The organism is Amycolatopsis sp. NPDC050768, assembly GCF_040654155.1.
Lineage (GTDB): Bacteria > Actinomycetota > Actinomycetes > Mycobacteriales > Pseudonocardiaceae > Amycolatopsis.
Window position 1 is genome coordinate 237,425 of the sequence record NZ_JBFAHL010000004.1, and the last position, 19,252, is coordinate 256,676.

Genomic DNA, 19,252 nt, shown 5'->3' on the forward strand with positions numbered 1-19,252 from the left:
GGCAGCGGCGGCGCCACTCCCGGTCCGAGTCCTTTGTGGCTGAGTCCTTTGTGGATCCGGACCGGGAGCGCTCAGGCGGTGATCGTGGCCAGCAGCTCCGCCGCGCGGGTGCGGAAGGTCTCGACGTTGGCGAGCTTGATGTCCTCGTAGCCCCGCACGACGTCGGGCAGCGCGGCGAGCTCCTCGAACGCGTCGGCGGTCTTCGGGGTGAGGTGGGCGAGCCCGCGCTCCACGAGGTGCTGGTACTCCCCCGGCAGAGCCCGCTCGACGCGGCGGACCTTCGCGTAACCGAACACATCGGCCCGGGTGCCGCGCAGGCGGCGGGCACCCTTCAGCGTGCGGAAGGCCACCGTGGCGGTGCGGCCGCGCAGGCGGATCTTGCGCTTCATGCCCATCGCGCGCAGCACCGGCGGGTGCAGCAGCACGGCGACGTCGGCGTCCGCGCCGAACTCCGCCGCCCGCCGCGCCTGCTCGACCGGGTCCAGGTGCAGGCGCGCGACCTCGTACTCGTCCTTGTACGCCAGCAGTTTGTGCAGCCCGCGCGCGTACGCGGCGGCGATGCGGGCCCCCGTGTCGGCGTCCGTGCGCTCGGCCGCCTCCGCGGCCAGCTCCCGGACCTGGGTGGCGTAGCGGCGCGCGAGCGTCTCGTCCTGGAAACCGATCAGGTCGGCGACGCGCGGCGCCAGCACCTGCTCGAAGTCGCCGGCGGCGATCGTCGCGGCCACGGCGTCCACCGCCACTTCCGCGGCGGCCGGGGAAATCGCGGCGGCCCGCACGGCGGCCGGGTCGACGACCGCGGCGCGGCCCCAGCGGAACGCCGCCAGCGTCTTCTCCACGGCGGTGCCGTTGAGCCGGATCGCCGCCTCGATCGCGTCGGCCGAGATCGGCACCACGCCGTGCTGGTAGGCCGCGCCGACGAGCAGCATGTTGGCCGGCATGTGGTCGCCGAAGAGCTCCTCGGCCAGCTCGTTCGCGTCGAGCGCCACGAGGTCGCGGGTCACGGCGCTGATCTTCTCCAGCGCGTCGTCGTTCGAACCGGGCAGCACCACGCGGTGGGTGACCATCGCGGCCGTGGGCACCAGCGCCGTGTTGACCACGGCGACGGTGTGGCCCGCCCGCGCGGTGGCGAGGTTGCCCGCGTCGGCCGCGCCGAGCAGGTCGAATCCCACGAGCACGTCGGCGGTCGCGCGCGAGGCCCGCAGCGAACCGGTCACGGGCGACTTGGAGATCCGGATGTCAGAGACGACCGGGCCGCCCTTCTGCGCCAGGCCGGTCTGCTCCAGGCCGGCGGCGAACCGGCCGTCGAGGTGCGCGGCCATTTGCAGCACCGCCGAGATCGTGACCACGCCTGTGCCGCCGATGCCGGGCATCCGCATCAGCACGGTGTCCACTTCGGACAGCCGAGCCGCCGGTTCCGCCAGCGCCACGGGGAGCTCGGGTACCTCGCGGCGCGGTTTCTTCGTGCCGGGCGTCACGAGCAGGAACGACGGGCAGTCGCCCTTGAGGCAGGTGAAGTCGCTGTTGCACGAGGACTGGTGGATGCGCGTCTTGGCCCCGAACTCCGTCTCGACCGGCCGCACCGACAGGCAGGTGGACACGTCGCCGCAGTCGCCGCAGCCCTCGCACACTCGCTCGTTGACGACCACGCGCTCGGCCGGCGTCGGCAGCTGGCCGCGCTTGCGCAGCCGGCGTTCCTCGGCCGCGCACCGGTCGTCGTGGATCAGCACGGTGACGCCGTCGGTCGCGGCCAGCTCCGCCTCGACCTCGGCGAAGTCGTCGCGGTGGCGCACCGACGCGATCGGGTCGAGCGACACGCCGCGGTAGTCGGCCGGGCTTTCGGTCGTGATCACGATCCGCCGCACGCCCTCCACAGCCAGCAGGCGCGTGATGGAGGGGACGTCGAGGCGGCCCTCGGCGCGCTGGCCGCCGGTCATGGCGACCGCGTCGTTGTAGAGCAGCTTGTACGTCATGGTCGCGCCGCCGGCCACGGCCGCGCGGATGGCGAGCGAGCCGGAGTGGTGGAACGTGCCGTCGCCGAGGTTCTGCACGAAGTGGCGGTCGTCGGTGAACGGCGCGAGGCCGAGCCACTGCGCGCCCTCGCCGCCCATCTGCGTGAGGCCGATCTGGTGGCCGCGGCCCGCGCCGTCGATGGCCACCATCGCGTGGCAGCCGATGCCGACGCCCACGAGCGTGTCGTCGCCCGTACGCGTGGAGACGTTGTGCGGGCAGCCGGAGCAGAAGAACGGCGTACGCGGTGCGGTGGCGGTGGGCAGCGCGATGCGCGGCGGGCGCGGCGGCGTGATCGCGTCCAGGTGCACGGCGGCGGTGCGCGGCAGCCGGTCCGGGCCGACGACGGCTTCGATGCGCTTGACCAGCGCCTTCGCCACGTCTTCCGCGACGAGCTGACCCCGGCCGGTGAGCAGCGGCCGGCCGGTCTCGTCGCGGCGGCCGACCACGTTGGGCGCCCCCGGGCGGTGGTAGAGCGCCTCCTTGAGGTGGCCTTCGAGGAACGGCACCTTGTCCTCGACCACGAGCACCTCGTCGAGGCCCTCGGTGAGCTCGGCCAGCACGTCGGCGTCGAGGGGGTAGGGCATGGCGAGGCGGATCAGTCGCAGGCCGAGCGCCTCCATGGCGGCCTCGTCGAGCCCCAGGTCCTGCAGCGCGCGCTGCACCACGGCGTAGCCGGTGCCCGACGCGAGCACCCCGAGCTTGGCCGCGCGGGCGGTGAAGGTGACGCGGTTGAGGCCGGTCGCGCGGGCGTACGCGCGGGCCAGGTCGAGGCGGCGGGTGAACATATCGTGCTCGGCGTCGAGCGCGGGCGCGCCGACCAGCGCGCGCCCGGTCGGGCGCAGGGTCTCGGGCGGCATCGGGATGCCGTGGGCCAGCGTGTGCATGTCGACCGTGGCCGACGCGTCGGCGATGTCCGCGACGATCTTCAGACCGGTCCACAGCCCGCTCGCCCGCGAGAGCGCCACCGCGTGCAGGCCGAACTCGATGATCTCGGCGACGCTGCCGGGCGCGAGCAGCGGCATGGCCAGGCTCTGCGCCATCGGCTCGCACGAGCTGGGCACCGTCGAGGACTTGCACGCCGGGTCGTCGCCGATCCACGCCACCGCGCCGCCGAGCGAGGCGGTGCCGGCGAGCGTGCCGTGGCGGATCGCGTCGGCCGCGCGGTCCAGGCCCGGGTTCTTGCCGTACCAGAAGCCAGTGACGCCGGCGTGACGGCGGCCGGGGACGTTGCCGAGCAGCTGCGTGCCGGCGACGGCGGTCGCGGCCAGCTCCTCGTTCACCCCGGGCCGGAACACGACACCGGCCGGGTCGAGGAACTTCTTGGCGCGCCCGAGCTCTTGATCCAGCCCGCCGAGCGGGGAACCCTGGTAGCCGGAGACGAACACGCGCGTGTCGAGGCCGCGGGCCTCGTCGAGCCGGCGCTGCTCGAGCGTGAGCCGCACGAGCGCCTGGACGCCGGAGATCAACGCTCGCCCATGGTCGGCGACGTACTTGTCGTCCAGCGAAACCGGTTCGGTGAGCACGTGGGCGCTCCTCTCGCAGGGGCGTGGCAGGGCCCGGGTGGGGCACGGTGGATGGGGCACGGCGGGATGGAACACGGTGGCGTGGGACACAGGAGAAACCTCAGCCTCTCACGGCGCAAGATCGGTGCGCGGCCTGGCCACGATGACGCAACTATGTAACGTGGACCTGGTATCCACTTTAATTTCTTGCCAGGAGGCGACATGGCCGGCGTCGACGACATCGACCTGCGCCTCGTGGAGTTCCTCCGCCTCGACGGCCGGCGCTCGTATGCGGACATGGCCGCCGAAGTCGGACTTTCCCTGCCCGCGGTGAAGCGCCGCGTCGACCGCCTGCAGGCCGCCGGCGTGATCACCGGCTTCACCGCGCAGATCGACTACACCAAGCTGGGCTGGAACATCGAGGCCTTCACCGAGCTGCGCTACACGGGCCGCACCCGGCCCCCGGACATCGAGCGCCTCGCGCGCGACCTGCCGGAGGTCCGGGCGGTGTACCTCATCGCCGGCGACCCGGACGCCCTGTGCCACATCCGCGCCCGCGACGTGACCCACCTGCGCCAGGTGATCGACGCGATCCGGGTGTCGGGCGGGGTGGTGGGCACGAAGACGTTCATCACGCTGGGCAGCTCGACGGAGGCCGCGGAAGCCGGCTGATCTCCGGGCGGCGGTATAGGTCGTTATACGGAAAACACCTTGCGAGCCACGGCCAGTCGCCGCGATCGTGGACGGCGTGGTGGAGATCCGGGAACTGACGGCGGACGACTGGCGCGCGTGGCGGGCCCTGCGGCTCAGCGCGCTCGCCGAGGCGCCGCACGCGTTCGGCGCGCGGCTCGCCGACTGGCAGGGCGAGGGCGACACCGAGGCTCGCTGGCGCGGACGGCTCACGGACCTGCCGTTCAACGTGCTCGCGGCCGTAGGCGGGCGCGACGCGGGCATGGCGAGCGGCACGACCCCCGACGACGACGGTGTGGTGGACCTGCACTCGATGTACGTGGCACCGTCCGCACGCGGCCACGGCGTCGGCGAGGCGCTCGTCGAGGCCGTCGCGCAGTGGGCCGAGAGCCAGAGCGCGCACTCCGTGCGGCTGCAGGTCTTCGAGGACAACGCGGCGGCGATCGCGCTCTACCGCCGGTGCGGGTTCCTCGAAGAAAGCACGGTGCACTACCGGCGGTTGGCGCTGAAGATGGTGCGCGGCCTCAGGCACCCGTCACGTTCAGCATGATCGAGTAGATCGACGTCGTCGCACAGACGTACAGGATGTTGCGCTTCGGGCCGCCGAAGACCAGGTTCGCCACGGGTTCGGGGACCTTGAGGCCGCCGAGCAGCGTGCCGTCGGGGGCGAAGCAGTCGACGCCGCCGCCGGTGGCCGCCCAGAGGCGGCCCTGGTCGTCGAGGCGCAGCCCGTCGAAGTTGCCTTGGCGGCAGTGCGCGATCTCGGCTCCACCGGTCAAGACTCCGCGCGAGGTCACGTCGAAGCGGCGCAGGTGGCCGCGTTTCGTGTCGACGACGTAGAGCTGTGAGCCGTCGCGGGAGAACGCCAGGCCGTTGGGCCGCTCGAAGTCGTCGGCCACGACGGTGACCGAGCCCGACGGGTCGATGCGGTAGACGTGGTCGCCGCCGATCTCGCTCTCGGCGCGGAAACCCTCGTAGTCACTGGAGATCCCGTAGCGGGGATCGGTGAACCAGATCGCGCCGTCGGCCGCCTCGACGAGGTCGTTGGGGCTGTTGAACCGCTTGCCCTCGAAGCGGTCTGCGAGCACGGTGATCGAGCCGTCGTGCTCGGTGCGGGTGACCCGGCGCGGGCCCTGCTCGCACGTGAGCAGCCGGCCCTGGCGGTCGCGCGAGTTGCCGTTCGAGTAGCCCGCGGGGTGGCGGAACACGCCCACCGCGCCGGTCGTCTCGTCCCAGCGCAGCATCCGGTCGTTGGGGATGTCGCTCCACACCAGTGAGCGCGCCGCCGGGAAGTACACCGCGCCTTCGGCCCAGCGGCAGCCGTCGTAGAGCCGCTCCAGCCGCGAATCACCGTCGACGCGCGCGAACCGCTCGTCGAACCTCTCGAACTCCGCTTCGACGTACATCTGCCCCCAGCCGCCGGTTTCCGGCCTGGAGCCTACTCAGCCGACGGGCAGAACGCCCTCCAGCGAACCCAGGTCCGACACCTCCCGCGGCCCGCCCAGCAACCCCGTCACCGCGACGCACCGCGCGGCCACCAGGGCCGCGTCGGTGTCGGCGTGCTCGTCCAGCGCCAGCACGTCCTGCGCCGTCGGGAAGCGTTCCAGGCGCAGGCCGTCGGCGGCCGGTTTGATCATCAGGCCGGACGAGCCCACGCGGCCGAGCCGGGCCCAGCGCACGCCGCGCAGGTCGGCGAGGTCGACGTCGGGCACGTTGACGTTCAGCACGGTCCGCTTGGGCGCGTGGGCCACCAGCCAGTCGAGCACGGCGACGCCCACCGCTGCCGCCGTGTCGAAGCGCGCGCCGGGGCGGTCGCCGCAGCTCACGGCGAGGGCGGAGCGGCCGGCGGTCGACGCGGTGAGCGCCGCGCCGACGGTGCTGGAGTGCAGCACGGAGCGGCCGGTGTTGTGGCCGTCGTTGATGCCCGCGACCACCACGTCGGGCGGCGGGCCGAGCGCGCCGAAACAGGCCGCGAGCACGGCGAACGCCGGCGGCGCGGACACGCGGTGCGCCGGCACGCCGTCGAGGCCGGGCAGCGCGTGCGGCTCGCACGCGACGATCGTGCCGTGGTCGATGGCACCCAGCGACGTGCCGCTGCCGCTGCTGTCCCCCGCGGGCGCGGCCACGACGAGGTCGTGCCCCGCGTCCCGCAGAGCGTGGGCCAGCGCGAGCAGGCCCGGGGCTTCGATGCCGTCGTCGTTCGTGAGCAGTACCCGCACAGTCGCCCGCTCCCGGTTCGTCGGAGTGTTCGGATCGCTAGATTGTGACCACACGTTCGCTGTTGTGTCCACGCCCAAGTCGGACAAGGTGAACCTGTCCAGCCAAGATACCCACGTATCCCCCTTGACCAGAAGCCCCCGGGTCCGCATTATGTGATCTGCACGTCACAAATTGGCCGCGAGGAGTGACCCGTGAACGTCGAAGTCGACCCGGTGCTGTGCGAGAGCCACGGGCAGTGCGAGTTCGCCGCGCCCGAGGTGTTCAGCCTCGACGATGAAGCGGTGCTGCACATCGACCACGGGCCGGTCGCGAGCCTGCGCGAAGCGGTGCACCGCGCGGCCCGCGCCTGCCCGACCCGCGCGATCCGGATCGCGGAGTAGCCCGTGCGGATCGTGGTCGCGGGAGCGGGGCTCGCCGGCTGGCGGGCCGCCGAAGCGCTGCGCGCCGAGGGGTTCCGCGGCGAGATCGTGGTGGCCGGCGCCGAAGCGCACCGGCCCTACGACCGGCCGCCGCTGTCCAAGGGATTGCTCACCGGCGCCACCGGAGAAACCGCGCTCGCGCTGTCCGACAGCGACACAGCCGACACCGAAGTCACCTGGCGCCTCGGCAACCCCGTCGCCGCCTTGCGCGGCCGCACCGTCGTCCTCGAAGACGGCGAAGAGCTCGACTTCACGGGTCTCGTGATCGCCACCGGCTCGAACCCCGTGATCCCCGCCGGCCTCAACCGCCCGCCCGGCGTGCACGTCCTGCGCACGCTCGACGACGCCCGCGCCCTCCGAGCCGACCTCACCGGCCGCGTCCTCGTGCTCGGCGCGGGCTTCATCGGCTGCGAGCTCGCCTCGACGTGCCGCGACCTCGGCCTCCCCGTGGCCGTCGCCGACCCGCTCCCCCACCCGCTGATCCGCGTGCTCGGCGAAGACGTCGCCCGGCGCGTCGAGCGCCTGCACCGCGAGCGCGGCGTGCGCTGGCTGCTCGGCACCCAGGTCGTGAAGTTCCTCGGCCGGGACCGCGTGACCGGCGCGGTGCTGTCCGACGGCCGCGTGGTGCGCGCCGACGTGGTCGTCATCGCCACCGGCGTCCGCCCGGCCACCGGCTGGCTCGCCGGCAGCGGCATCGACGTGTCCGGTGGCGTCCGCTGCGACGAGTACCTGCGCGTACTCGACGAATCCGGCGCCGTCGTGCCGGACGTCGTGGCCGCGGGCGACGTCGCCTGCTGGACGCACCCGCTGCTCGGTGCGCCGGTGCGCGTGGAGCACTGGACCACCGCGGCGCTCGGCGGCGCCGCGGCCGCGCGCACGCTGCTGCACGGGCCGCAGGCGCCGTTCGACGCCGTGCCCTCGTTCTGGTCCGACCAGTGCGGCCTGCGCATCCAGGGCGTCGGCCTGCCCGGCCGCGGCGAGCACGTGGAGCTCGTGCACGGCAACCTCGCCGGGGACAAGTTCGTCGCGCGCTACTCGACGGACGGCCGGCACGTCGGCTCCGTCGCTTTCGGACTGCCCAAGCAACTCGCCCTCGAACGGCGGCGGCTCACGTCCGCCTGAGCCACCGCACAGCAAGAAAACCCACCACTACCACTCAACTGCCCAACTCAAAGACGAGGAGAGGTCTCCATGACCCAGTGGCCCATCTACGACGACGCGTCGGCGGTCTTCCCGATCTACTCGCGCGCCAACATCGGCGAGATCTTCCCCGATCCGATCAGCCCGCTCAACGCGTCGGCGGGCTTCCAGGCGAACCTCTCGCCCGGCTGGGACGACGCGTTCGTCGCGTGCGGGGTGTGGGACCACGCCACCTACGACTCCGCCGTGCAGCACAACGTGCTCCCCGCGTTCGGTAGCTACCTCTACATCAACATGTCCCTGATGCGCCTGTTCGGCGTGCGCGTGCCCGGCATGACGCCGGAAGCGGTGGACCTGCAGTACTTCGGCGACATGCCGGGGATCCCCTCCTACGAAAGCGAAAAGCGCGATTTCGACGAGAACCCCGAGTTCGAGGCCACGGCCGGGCAGTGGCTGGCCGAGCAGGTCCTCGGCGCCAAGGACCTCGCGGCCTACGACGCCGACCGCCGCACCGTCGAGGACATCCGCAAGAACCGCCCCGCCATCGCCGACCTGGGCAACCAGGAGCTGCGCGAACGGATCACCTCGTTCGGCGACGTGCTGCGGCCGCTGCTGAGCCGCCACATCGAGGCGAGCCTCAAGGCCGGCGTCGGCCTGGGTGCCGTCGCGCAGTTCACGGAGGCGATCGGTCAGCCGGAGCTCGCGCTGACGCTCGTGGCCGGCATCGGCGACATCGACTCGACCGGCCCGTCCACCGGGATGTGGGCGCTCTCGCGCCTGGCCCGCACCGGCGCGGTGGCCGCGTTGTTCGACGAGGGCCAGGACGGCCTGGTCGAGCGCCTGCGCGCGAGCGGCGACCCCGAGGTCGTGGCGTTCACGCGCCAGCTCGACGAGTTCCTGACGGCGTGGGACTTCCGCGGCCCGTCGGAGTGGGAGATCCGCGCGAAGACCTGGGGCGTCAAGCCTTCGCTCGCCCTGTCCACTGTGGACCGCATGCGTCAGGCCGACGACTCCGCGGCGCCCGCGGTGAAGAACGCCGAACGCGTCGAGCAGCGTGAAGCGGCGTCGGCCGGCGTGCGCGCCGCGCTGGCGGGCAACGACGAGGCATTGGGCCAGTTCGAGGCCGTGCTGCACGCGGCCGCGCTGTGGCTGCGGGGCCGGGAACGCGGCCGCACGTCGTGCGCCATGGTCATGCACGAGCTGCGCCTGCCCGCGCTCGAGCTGGGCCGCCGCTTCACCGCCGAAGGGCACCTGGAGCGCCCCGAGCAGATCTTCATGCTGTTCGCCGGCGAGCTCGACGGGTTCCTGGACGACCCGGCGAGCTTCAGCACGACGCTGCGCGACCGCGAAGCGGCGTACCTGGACCTGTTCGACCGCGAGCCGCCGTTCGTGGTCGTGGGCCAGCCGGAGCCGGTGGAGAACTGGCCGCGCCGCTCGGGCCGTGAGGTGCAGCCTGCCGTCGCCGGCGAGGTCATCCAGGGCGTGCCCGGCTGCAACGGCTCGACCCGCGGGCGCGCCCGCGTGGTCACGAACGCCGACGACCCGTCGGCCCTGGAGCCCGGCGAGATCCTGGTGGCCCCGCTGACCGACCCGTCGTGGACGCCGCTGTTCGTGCCGGCCGCCGCGGTGGTCGTGGACGTCGGCGCGCCGTTCTCCCACGCCGCGATCGTGAGCCGCGAGCTCGGCATCCCGTGCGTGGTTTCGGCGACGGCCGCGTCGGCCCGGATCCCGGACGGCGCCCTCATCGAGGTCGACGGCACCACCGGCACCGTCACGGTGCTGGAAGTCTAGTCCCAGTAAGGGAAAGGGCCTGCACTCCGCGTGGGGTGCAGGCCCTTTTCCGTGGGGGGCGAAGCGGTTCAGAAGGTCAGCCTTCGTCGGCGGCCGAGCGTTCCCGGCCCGCGCTGAGCAGGAGGTCCTGGTGCAGTTCCATCCAGATGTCGTGGTACGAGTCGGCCATCGGCCGGGCGAACGCCGCGGTCTCCCCCGCGCGCACGCGCCGCAGCGCCCCGGCGAGGCGCACCGGGTAGGTGCCGAACCGGCCGGCGGACGCGGTGAGCTCGTCGAGCAGGCCGGTCACGTTCGCGTTCACCTCCGCCAGCGACTCGGCCACTCCGGCGTCGTACGCGGCGTCGGAGTGGTCGTTCGGCTCGCCGGACGGGCGCAGCTGCCAGGCCGAGCACACGCGCTTGAACTCGCCGTTCACGGGCAGAAAAGCTTCGTAGGCCGCGGAAAGCGCCTCGGTGGAGTCCGCGACGTCGGCCGCGAGCAGCTCCGGGTGCGCGGCCCGTCCGGCCGGGGTCGGCATGGTCCCGGCGAGCCGGCCTTCCCGGCGCACGGCGAGCCCGTCCGCGACCAGCGCGGCGACCTCGGCGGCCACCTCGTCCGCGGGCAGGCCCGTGAGCGCCTGCAGCACGGGGTCGGGGGCCAGGCCCTTCACGCGCAACGCGTGGAGCACGAGGAACCGCGCTCGGGTGGACGTCGTCATGGGTCACGCTCCTTCGCCGGTTTCACCGGAGTCGCCGGACAGGATTCGGTCACGCAGCAGGGTTTTGTTCAGCTTGCCCGTCGGCAGCCGGGGCAGGCTCACCACGAACTCCACGCGGCGGGGCGCCTTGAACCCGGCCAGCCGCTCGCGGCAGTACTCGATCAACTCGGCCCCGCTCACGGCGCCGGCCGGCTCGACCACGGCCGTGACGCCCTCGCCGAACTCGGGGTCCGGCAGGCCGATCACGGCGGCGTCGGCCACCGCGGGGTGCGTGAGCAGGGTGTCCTCGACCTCGGTCGGGTAGACGTTCACGCCGCCGGAGATGATCGTGTGCCCCTCGCGGCCGACGAGGTAGAGGAACCCGTCCTCGTCGAGGCTGCCGAGGTCACCGACGCTGCGCAGGTCGGCGCCCGCGTCGCCGGCGTTGCGGTAGGCCGAGCCGCCCGGCGCGAACCACACCTTCCCGACGGTGCCCGCCGGGACCTCACGCCCGCCGTCGTCGGTCACGTGCACGCTGCCGGACAACGGTTTCCCCACCGTGCCCGGATGCGCCAGCGCATCGTGCGGGCCGACGTAGGTGTGGCCGTAGCCCTCGGACGCGCCGTAGTACTCGTGCAGGATCGGCCCCCACCAGTCCATCACCGCCGTCTTCACCTCGGGCGGGCACGGCGCGCCGGAGGTGAACGCGACGCGGTGGCTGCTCAGGTCGTGGCGCGAGCGAGCTTCCGGCGAAAGACGCAGCAGCCGCAGCAGCATCGTGGGCACCCACTGCGAGTGCGTCACGCCGTGGGCCGCGATCGCCGCGAGCGAGCCCTCCGCGTCGAAGCGGTCGAGGCACACCACGGTGCCGCCGAGCGAGAGCGTGATGAGCTGGAAGGTGAACGGGGCGGCGTGGTAGTTCGGCGCCGGCGAGAGGAACACGGTGTCGGCGGCCAGCTCCAGCTTCGCCGCGAGTCCCGCGTGGCGGGCGGGCGCGTCGGCCGGGTGCACACCGAGCAGCTGCTGGCGGAACGCCTTGGGCCGCCCGGTGCTGCCACCGCTGTAGAGCACCCGCGCGCCGAGCAGCTCGCCGTCGATCGGCGCCTCGGGCAGACCGGCCACGGCGTCGCCGAGGAACTCCGGCTCGCCGCCGGGGTCCACGGACAGCAGCAGCGCCGGCTTGCCGACCTCGCGCAGGGCTTCGGCGACGACGTCGGCGCAGCGGGCGCTGGTGACGATCGCGCACGAGGCGCCGTCGCCCACCGCCTCCGCGAGCAGCGGGCCGAGCTCGCCGCTGCGCAGGTGCCAGTTCACCGGGGTCACGTAGAGTCCGGAGCGCATGCCCGCGGCGACGAGCACCGGCCACTCCAGCCGGTTCTCGAGCACGAGCAGCAGCGTGCCGCCGGGGCCGATCCCCCGCTCGCGCAGCACGTGCGCGACCTGGTTGGAGCGGGCCTCGAGCTCGGCGTAGGTGAGGCTCTCGCCGCTCGGCGCCATCACGTACGCCCGGGCACCGGGCCGCTCGCGCGCAATCGGGGCGGGGTACACGCCATCGACCTCCTTCTCGATTGTTTGTGAATGCTATGTCACGAACGAGCGCCACCGCAACGCTCTTGCTTAGCTCTTCCGTTCTCCGACGCGATGTGATGTAGTGATTGAGCGTTCGCAATCCAGCAAGGCGCGACAGAAGGGACAGCGGTGTCCGAACAGACGTCCGGCGCGACAGCCGTCGACCTCATGGATCTGGACCTGTTCGCATCGGGCTCCGACCACGAGGCGTTCCGCGAGCTGCGTGAGCACGATCCGCTGCACTGGAACGACGAACCCGGCGGCCGTGGATTCTGGTCGGTGACGCGGTACGCGGACATCAAGCGCATCGCCGCCGACCACGAGAGCTTCTCCTCCGCCGAAGGGACGCAGATCCCGGACCGCCGCGCCGAGGGGCACGGCGAACCCAGCATCCACAACATGGACCCGCCGCGCCACGGGGCGCTGCGCAAGCTCGTGGTGCCGCACGTGCGGCCCGCGAAGGTCCGCCCGCTCGAGGGCGACATCGTCACGGTCATCGACGAACTGCTCGACACCGCGCTGGCCCAGGGCGGCACGTTCGACTTCGTGCATACGGTGGCCGCCCAGCTGCCGCTGTTGGTGATCGGCCGCCTGCTCGGCGCGCCGCCCGAGGCGTGCCCGCACATGCAGCGCTGGACCAACCAGATGGCGTCCGACGACCCGGAGTACAGCACGGGCCCGGAGACCGCCGCCCGGGCGCGCGACGAGATCTTCTCGTACTTCCACGAGCTGGAGGCGCAACGGCGGGCGACCCCGGCCGAGGACCTGGTGAGCGTGCTCGCCCACGCCGCGCCGGGCGGCGAGCCGCTCAACCGCGGCCAGCTCGACGCGTACTACCTGCTGCTCATGGTCGCCGGCAACGAGACCACGCGGAACCTGCTCACAGGCGGGATGATCGCGTTCGGCGCGTTCCCGGATCAGTGGGCCGCGCTACGCGCCGACGCGGACCGGATCCCGGGTGCGGTCGAAGAAATGGTGCGCTGGGTGTCGCCGGTGCTGTGCATGCGCCGGACCGCGACGCGCGACGTCGAGCTGCACGGCCGCACGATCCAGGCCGGGCAGAAAGTGGTGCTGTGGTTCGCCTCGGGCAACCGCGACGAGACGGTGTTCGCCGCGCCCGACGAGTTCCGCGCCGAGCGCACGCCCAACGAGCACCTCGGCTTCGGCTGGGGCGTGCACGCCTGCCTCGGCGCGCACCTCGCGCGGCTGGAGGCGCAGCTGTTCCTGCGGCGCCTGCGTGAGCGCAGCCTGCGCGTGGACGTGCAGGCCCCGCCGGAACGCTTGCGCAGCAACTTCTTCCGCGGCGTGAAGCGGCTGCCGGTGCGGCTGGTGAGCGACCGTGGCTGAGCAGTGGCTGGGGCGCGCGGCCTGCCTCGTCGGCGGTGAGTGGCGGACGCCCGACGGCCCCGCGATCCCCGTCGTCGACCCGTACACCGAGCAGCCCATCGGCGAGACGGCCGAAGCCGGCCCTGGTCTCACCGCCGAGGCCGTCGCTGCGGCGGAGGCGGCGCTCCCGGCGTGGGAACGGACCGGCCCGGCCGATCGTGCGGACCTGCTCGACCGGCTGGCCGACCTGCTGGAAGCTCGCTCGGGCGAGCTGGCGGCGCTGATCACGCGCGAGATGGGCATGCCCGCCACGCTCGCGACGGCGAGCCAGGGCGATCTGCCGCCGCGGGTGCTGCGCGCGTTCGCCACGGCCACGCGGGCATTCGGCTGGACCGAGAAGATCGACGGCGCCCAGCTGCACCGCGTGCCGCTCGGCGTGGTCGGCGCGATCACGCCGTGGAACATGCCCGCGCACCAGATCATCGCGAAGGTCGGCGCCGCGCTCGCCGCGGGCAACACCGTAGTGCTCAAGCCGAGTGAGGCCACGCCGTTCGACGCGAACCTCATCGCGGCCGCCGCGCTGGAAGCGGGCTTCCCGCCGGGGGTGTTCTCGGTCGTGCAAGGCACCGGGCCGGTCACCGGTGAGGCGCTCGTGGCCGATCCGCGCGTGGCCCACGTGACCTTCACCGGCAGCGTCCCGGCCGGGCAGGCGGTCGCCGCGCTCGCCGCCGGGCACACCGCGTCGACCACGCTGGAGCTGGGCGGGAAGTCGGCCGCGGTGCTGCTGCCGGACGCGGATCTGGCGCGCGCCGTTCCGGCGGCGGTGAAGAGCGGGCTCGTGAACTCGGGCCAGGCGTGCAATGCGACCACGCGGATCGTGGTGCCGCGCAGCACGCTCGCCGACGTCGAAGCCCTCGTCATCGACGCGCTCGACGCCGTGGTCGCCGGCGACCCGCGTGACCCGGCCACCACGTTCGGGCCGCTGGCCTCGGCTCGCCAGCGCGACCGGGTGCGCCACCTGCTCGACACCGCCGGCGACGACCGCGCGGTGACGCCACCACTGCAACTGCTGCCCTCGCACGGGTTCTTCGTCGGCCCGCGCGTCTACTTCGGACTCGACGCCCGGCATCCGCTGGTGCGCCAGGAGGTGTTCGGTCCCGTGCTCGTCGTGCAGTCCTACACCGACGAGGCGGATGCCACCGCGGTCGCGAACGACAGCGACTTCGGCCTGTCCGCCGAGGTCTGGTCGGCCGACCCCGACCGGGCCGAGAGCTTCGCGCGGACGCTGCGCGTGGGCCAGGTCAAGATCAACGGCGTGCGCACCCGCGAACGCCCCGGCGTGCCGTTCGGCGGCCGGAAGTCCTCCGGCTACGGCCGGGAGCTCGGCGCCGAGGGCATCGCCGACCTCACCGCGGTGCAGGCGGTGCTGCGATGACGCGCCGGATCCTCGTGACGGGCGCCGCGTCCGGCGTCGGCCTCGCGCTGGCCCGGCAGCTGACCGACGACGGCGTGGCCGTGATCGGCGTCGACCGCGCCGAGATCCCCGTGCCCGTCGACCGGGCTCTGCGGGTGGACCTCACCGACTTCGCCGCCGTGCGCGAGGTCGCGGCGAGCGTCACCGAGCTGGACGGCATCGCGAACGTCGCCGGAGTGCCCGGCACCGCGCCCGCCGCCACGGTGCTCGCGGTGAACGTGGTCGGCACCCGCGTGCTCACCGACGCACTGCTGCCGCGGCTGGCCGAGGGCGGCGCCGTGGTGACGGTGGCGTCCATCGCCGCCCACCGCAACACTCTCCCGGCCGAAGCCCTCGACCGGCTGTGCACTGTGGACAGTGACGCCGCGCTGGCGGACTGGCTCGCGGAGTACCCGTTGTCGGGCGCTGCCGCCTACGACACGTCGAAAGCCGCGCTCGTCGCGTGGAGCGCGCGGCTGGCCGCCCGGCTGCTGCCGCGCGCCCGCGCGGTGAGCGTGAGCCCCGGCCCCGTGGACACGCCGATCCTGGCCGACTTCCGCGAGTCGATGGGCGCCGAGTCGATCGACCGCGCGGGCGCGGTGGTCGGGCGGCACGGGTTACCCGGCGAAATTGCCGCAGCGGCCGCGTTCCTGCTCAGCCCCGCGGCCTCCTGGGTCAACGGCATCGACCTGCCCGTCGAAGGCGGCCTGGCCGCCGCGCGCACGCACCTGGCCGCGGCGCCCCTAGCCGGCACCGCCGAGCCCAGCACCGAAAGGACCACCCGGTGACCACCACGGCGCCTCCCGAGTCGACCGAGACCGTGCTCCCCCTCGACGGCACGCGCCCGCTGGGCCGCGACCTCGTGGGCGGCAAGGCCCACAGCCTCAACCGGATGCGTTCGCTCGGCCTGCCGGTGCCGCCGGCGTTCGCGATCACCGTGGACGTCTGCACCGCCTACCACGCGGGCGGCACGCTGCCCGACGACGTCTGGGCGCGGGTCCTCGACCACCTGGCGCACCTGGAGGCGCGGACCGGCCGCCGCTTCGGCGGACCGGGCTGGCCGCTGCTGGTCTCCGTGCGCTCCGGCGCCGCCCGCAGCATGCCCGGGATGATGGACACCGTCCTCAACCTCGGCCTGACGCGGGAGCTGCGCGACGCTCTGGCCGAGCAGTCGGGCGACCCCGCGTGGGCAGCCGACACCTGGGAGCGGTTCGAGCGCTCGTACTCCGGCATCGTCGGCGGCCCGCCGCCCGAGGACCCACGCGAGCAGCTGCGCGCGGCGATCGGCGCCGTGTTCCGCTCGTGGTTCTCGCCGCGCGCGGTGAGCTACCGCGAGCACCACGGCATCACCGATCTCGGCGGCACGGCCGTGACCGTGCAGGCCATGGCGTTCGGCAACCGCGACGCCGAGTCCGGCACCGGCGTGCTGTTCAGCCGCGACCCCGGCACCGGTGAGCCCGGCGTCTACGGTGAGTGGCTGGCCCGCGCGCAGGGCGAGGACGTCGTGTCCGGCGAACGCACCCCGGCGCGGCTCGACGAGCTGGCGCGCACGCAGCCGGGCAACCACCGTGAGCTGCTTCGCCTGGCCGGGGTGCTGGAGCGCGAGTACCGCGACATGGTCGACGTGGAGTTCACGATCGAGTCCGGCACGCTCTACGTGCTGCAGGCCCGGGCCGGCAAACGCACGCCCGGCGCGGCGGCGCGCATCGCCGTGGACCTCGTCGGCGAAGGCCTGATCGACACCGACACGGCGCTCACGCGCGTGACCCCGGCCCAGGCCACGCAGCTGCTGGAGACGGCCGGCGCGGCCGAGGGCGTCGAGCTGGCCCGCGGCACCGGCGCGGGACCCGGCCTCGGCGTGGGCCAGGTCGTGACCGACCCTGACGAAGCGCTGGACGCCGCCGACGAGGGGACCGCGGTGGTGCTCGTGCGGCCGTTCACTTCCCCGGAGGACGTGCCGGCGATGTTCGCCGCGGTCGCCGTCGTGACTGAGCACGGCGGGTCGACTTCCCACGCGGCGCTCGTGTGCCGCGAGGCGGGCATCCCGTGCGTGGTCGGCTGCGGCGACGGCACCCTCGACGCGCTGCGCGGGCGGGTCGTGACCGTCGACGGCACGACCGGCGCGGTGCTCGACGGCGACCGGGCGAGCGGAGCGGGGAAGACCTCCGACGGACCCGCGGCGACGCTCACGGAGTGGGCCGCCGCGCGGACCGGCGGCGACGGCGCGCTGCCCGAGCTGCTCGCGCTGGTGCACAGTACTGATCCGGCCAAAAAGTAGGCCGACCCCCCCGCGCGGCACGTAACCGTTGCCGCGAAGCCATTCGGCCGTGACTGTGGTCGGATTAGTAACGATCGGCACAGTAAGGTCGGCGGACGCGAATGACCGGTTGGGTGAGCAGAAGATGAGCAGTAGCACGCAGGAAACGACCAGCGAGGACCGGGCGGAGGCCGCGCGCGTGCGCGTCCGCGAGCTGATCGCCGCGCTGCAGCCCGACACCGTGGACAAGCGCCCCAACAAACGCGGCGCGCAGACCCGGGACAAGCTCGTCCAGGCCGCCACGGCGTGTTTCTCCGAGTACGGCTACACGCGCACCCGCGTCTCGGACATCACCAACCGGGCCGACACCGCGCAGGGCAACTTCTACCGCCACTTCACCAGCCTCGACGACATCTTCCTCGCGGCCCTGCAGCCGGCACTGGAAGAGCTCGCCGCCGCGTCGGCCACCGCGCCGCGCTCCGGCGACGAACAGCACCACCTGGTGGAGCAGACCATCGCGTACCTGCACTCGTATGCGCGCAACCGCCACCTCCTGCGCGTGATGCGTGAAGCCGCGGCGGCGAGCGAGAACGAGGGGTTCCTGAAGCTGTGGCTGCAGGTGCGCTCCGGGTTCGTGCACCGCACCGAACGCTGGCTGCGACGGCTGCACGAGAGCGGCGTGATCGAGGAAACCGACTACGAACTGCACGCCGAGGCGCTCGGGTCGATGATCGAGCAGATGGCCTACGTCCACATCGGACTCCTGCCCGTCACCCCGCGCCCCGAGCGCATCCAGGACCTCGGCGAGGTGATCGGCCAGATCTGGTACCGATCTCTGGCTGTATCTTCTGCCCCGGCTTCGCCGGGGCGCGCGAGATCGCTTTAAGCCGGCTTCTTCCCTCCCGATTTTCGCGCGGCCCAGGGGCCGCGCGAAAATCGCTCAGTCCAGAAGCCGGCGCGATCTCGCGGGTGGGTTGCGCCACTGCGGGTGAACTCGCCATGCCATGCCATGCCCGGCACTTGCCCGACCCGGCCCGGCCCGACCCGGCCCGGCCCGGCCCGCCGCGGTCGGTGAGGTCGCCCGCGCGCGGTGCGCTCCCGGCGGTGGCCGGGAGCGGCCCGGCCTTTCGGCTGCCGGCGAGCGCCGCGAGCGGTGAAGCTCCGCGCGGCTCTCCTGTCCACCGGCTGGACGGATTCGGAGCCCGGCCCGAGGATGGGGCGATGACCGGAGTCCTCACCCGTCGCGTGGGCGAGCTGCTGCGCGCGGACGGTCCGTTCGCGCTGCGGATCGTGGTGACGGCGGCCGTGGCGTGGCAGATCTGCGTGTGGCTGGGTGCGCGGCAGCCGCCGGTGTACGCGGTGATCGTGCCACTGGTGTCCATGCGGGACGCCCCGTATTCGACGTTCAACGTGTCCCTGGCGCGCCTGGCCGGCGTGGTGTGCGGGCTGTCGATCGGGATCCTCGTGCTGCGCGTGGTCCAGCCCTCCGCCGGGGCGCTCGCACTCGTGCTGGCCCTGGCACTCGCCGTGGGCATCGTGCTGCGGATCGGCGGCACGCTCAACATCCAGGTCGCCGTCTCGGCGCTGCTGGTGTTCGCCAGCACCGACCCGGACTCCTACGCGGTGTCGCGCCTGTGGGAAACGGCCGTCGGCGCCGGGGTCACCGTAGTGCTCGCACCCCTGCTGCTGCCCGCGAACCCGGCCCGCACGTTCGTGAAAGAACTCCACGAGACCGCGGCCGAGCTGGCGCAGAACATCCGGGCGCCGGCCAGTGAAGAAGCGGTGCGAGCGATCGAGACCCGCGCCCGCGCGTTGCCCGGAAAGCTCGCCCTGGCGCGGACAGCCGTGCGTTCCCACCCGTGGTGGCGCCGCACCGAGACCGACCATCTCGCCGCCCTCGTGCCCCTCGCCCGCACCGCCGCCGACATCGGCACCCTCGTGCGCATCCACTTCGAGGACACCACTGAACTCACCGCCCGCGGCGAACCGACCGACACGTCCGAAGTCGCGGGCCCCCTCTCCGACGCCGTGACCGCCGTCCTCAACGGCACGCCCGACCCGTCGGCCCTGGCCACCGCCGAAGCCGCCATCCTGCACAACGTCGAAACCGACGGCACCCGCCTCGGCGCGGTCGCTCGCCGACCGCTGCGGCGCATCGCCGCCCTCCTGCGCGAGCTGTAATTTGGCCCCGGCTCCGCC

The 19,252-nt window shown here is 73.2% G+C and carries 16 protein-coding genes; 11 read left to right on the top strand and 5 right to left on the bottom strand.

Translation table 11 applies throughout. The features are described 5' to 3' along the window. Window positions 1–71: 71 nt before the first annotated feature. The gene (locus AB0H62_RS14265; protein ID WP_360586647.1) at window positions 72–3,563 is read right to left on the bottom strand and encodes an indolepyruvate ferredoxin oxidoreductase family protein; all 3,492 of its coding nucleotides are present in this window, start codon (window positions 3,561–3,563) and stop codon (window positions 72–74) included. 171 nt (window positions 3,564–3,734) lie between these two features. Here AB0H62_RS14265 and AB0H62_RS14270 point away from each other — a divergent pair, with 171 nt between their 5' ends. Both AB0H62_RS14270 and AB0H62_RS14275 read left to right on the top strand, forming a co-directional pair. Then, complete coding sequence (locus tag AB0H62_RS14270; protein WP_220242150.1) at window positions 3,735–4,184, top strand: Lrp/AsnC family transcriptional regulator; 450 nt, start codon at window positions 3,735–3,737, stop codon at window positions 4,182–4,184. Between the two features lie 76 nt (window positions 4,185–4,260). Continuing rightward, window positions 4,261–4,752, top strand: a complete 492-nt coding sequence (locus tag AB0H62_RS14275) for a GNAT family N-acetyltransferase (protein ID WP_360586293.1) — start codon at window positions 4,261–4,263, stop codon at window positions 4,750–4,752. Here AB0H62_RS14275 and AB0H62_RS14280 read toward each other — a convergent pair. Further along, on the bottom strand, window positions 4,727–5,608 hold the full coding sequence (locus AB0H62_RS14280; RefSeq protein WP_220242152.1) for an SMP-30/gluconolactonase/LRE family protein: 882 nt from the start codon (window positions 5,606–5,608) through the stop codon (window positions 4,727–4,729). The genes AB0H62_RS14275 and AB0H62_RS14280 overlap by 26 nt on opposite strands. Window positions 5,609–5,644: 36 nt before the next feature. Further along, window positions 5,645–6,421 carry a 5'/3'-nucleotidase SurE gene (locus AB0H62_RS14285; RefSeq protein WP_220242153.1) on the bottom strand — a complete coding sequence of 259 codons (777 nt, stop codon included), beginning with the start codon at window positions 6,419–6,421 and terminating at the stop codon, window positions 5,645–5,647. A 192-nt stretch (window positions 6,422–6,613) separates the two neighbouring features. On the opposite strand from AB0H62_RS14285, the gene AB0H62_RS14290 reads away from it, so the two are divergent. The 3 genes from AB0H62_RS14290 (at window position 6,614) to AB0H62_RS14300 (ending at window position 9,772) form a co-directional block, all read left to right on the top strand. Continuing rightward, window positions 6,614–6,802 (top strand): ferredoxin, encoded by a 189-nt coding sequence (locus tag AB0H62_RS14290; protein ID WP_360586295.1) that lies wholly within the window; start codon window positions 6,614–6,616, stop codon window positions 6,800–6,802. Between the two features lie 3 nt (window positions 6,803–6,805). Beyond that, window positions 6,806–7,963: an FAD-dependent oxidoreductase gene (locus tag AB0H62_RS14295; protein ID WP_220242155.1), complete on the top strand. Its 1,158-nt coding sequence runs from the start codon at window positions 6,806–6,808 to the stop codon at window positions 7,961–7,963. A gap of 69 nt (window positions 7,964–8,032) precedes the next feature. Continuing rightward, a complete protein-coding gene (locus AB0H62_RS14300) occupies window positions 8,033–9,772 on the top strand; it encodes a PEP-utilizing enzyme (protein WP_220242156.1) in 1,740 nt (579 codons plus the stop codon). 76 nt (window positions 9,773–9,848) lie between these two features. Here AB0H62_RS14300 and AB0H62_RS14305 read toward each other — a convergent pair whose 3' ends face one another. Both AB0H62_RS14305 and AB0H62_RS14310 read right to left on the bottom strand, forming a co-directional pair. After that, on the bottom strand, window positions 9,849–10,469 hold the full coding sequence (locus AB0H62_RS14305; RefSeq protein WP_360586298.1) for a MarR family transcriptional regulator: 621 nt from the start codon (window positions 10,467–10,469) through the stop codon (window positions 9,849–9,851). A 3-nt stretch (window positions 10,470–10,472) separates the two neighbouring features. Beyond that, the gene (locus AB0H62_RS14310) at window positions 10,473–11,996 is read right to left on the bottom strand and encodes an AMP-binding protein (protein WP_360586300.1); all 1,524 of its coding nucleotides are present in this window, start codon (window positions 11,994–11,996) and stop codon (window positions 10,473–10,475) included. Between the two features lie 150 nt (window positions 11,997–12,146). On the opposite strand from AB0H62_RS14310, the gene AB0H62_RS14315 reads away from it, so the two are divergent. From AB0H62_RS14315 to AB0H62_RS14340, 6 genes are all read left to right on the top strand, one after another. Then, window positions 12,147–13,364, top strand: coding sequence for a cytochrome P450 (locus tag AB0H62_RS14315; protein WP_360586302.1), 1,218 nt, complete (start codon window positions 12,147–12,149; stop codon window positions 13,362–13,364). Next, window positions 13,357–14,778 (top strand): aldehyde dehydrogenase family protein, encoded by a 1,422-nt coding sequence (locus tag AB0H62_RS14320; RefSeq protein ID WP_360586304.1) that lies wholly within the window; start codon window positions 13,357–13,359, stop codon window positions 14,776–14,778. Before AB0H62_RS14315 ends, AB0H62_RS14320 begins: the two co-directional genes overlap by 8 nt. Continuing rightward, window positions 14,775–15,584: an SDR family oxidoreductase gene (locus AB0H62_RS14325; protein ID WP_360586306.1), complete on the top strand. Its 810-nt coding sequence runs from the start codon at window positions 14,775–14,777 to the stop codon at window positions 15,582–15,584. The genes AB0H62_RS14320 and AB0H62_RS14325 overlap by 4 nt, the downstream gene beginning before the upstream one ends. Then, a complete protein-coding gene (locus AB0H62_RS14330) occupies window positions 15,581–17,074 on the top strand; it encodes a pyruvate, phosphate dikinase (RefSeq protein WP_220242160.1) in 1,494 nt (497 codons plus the stop codon). The genes AB0H62_RS14325 and AB0H62_RS14330 overlap by 4 nt, the downstream gene beginning before the upstream one ends. 124 nt (window positions 17,075–17,198) lie before the next feature. Beyond that, window positions 17,199–17,939 carry a TetR/AcrR family transcriptional regulator gene (locus AB0H62_RS14335; protein ID WP_360586308.1) on the top strand — a complete coding sequence of 247 codons (741 nt, stop codon included), beginning with the start codon at window positions 17,199–17,201 and terminating at the stop codon, window positions 17,937–17,939. A 335-nt stretch (window positions 17,940–18,274) separates the two neighbouring features. Next, window positions 18,275–19,234: an aromatic acid exporter family protein gene (locus AB0H62_RS14340; RefSeq protein WP_220242162.1), complete on the top strand. Its 960-nt coding sequence runs from the start codon at window positions 18,275–18,277 to the stop codon at window positions 19,232–19,234. Window positions 19,235–19,252: the final 18 nt, after the last annotated feature.

Excerpts from the sequence above, each read along its gene's own strand:
- AB0H62_RS14300 (WP_220242156.1), top strand. The coding sequence starts at position 8,033 with ATGACCCAGTGGCCCATCTACGACGACGCGTCGGCGGTCTTCCCGATC.
- AB0H62_RS14325 (WP_360586306.1), top strand. The coding sequence starts at position 14,775 with ATGACGCGCCGGATCCTCGTGACGGGCGCCGCGTCCGGCGTCGGCCTC.
- AB0H62_RS14305 (WP_360586298.1), bottom strand. The coding sequence starts at position 10,469 with ATGACGACGTCCACCCGAGCGCGGTTCCTCGTGCTCCACGCGTTGCGC.
- AB0H62_RS14280 (WP_220242152.1), bottom strand. The coding sequence starts at position 5,608 with ATGTACGTCGAAGCGGAGTTCGAGAGGTTCGACGAGCGGTTCGCGCGC.
- AB0H62_RS14340 (WP_220242162.1), top strand. The coding sequence starts at position 18,275 with ATGACCGGAGTCCTCACCCGTCGCGTGGGCGAGCTGCTGCGCGCGGAC.
- AB0H62_RS14270 (WP_220242150.1), top strand. The coding sequence starts at position 3,735 with ATGGCCGGCGTCGACGACATCGACCTGCGCCTCGTGGAGTTCCTCCGC.
- AB0H62_RS14335 (WP_360586308.1), top strand. The coding sequence starts at position 17,199 with ATGAGCAGTAGCACGCAGGAAACGACCAGCGAGGACCGGGCGGAGGCC.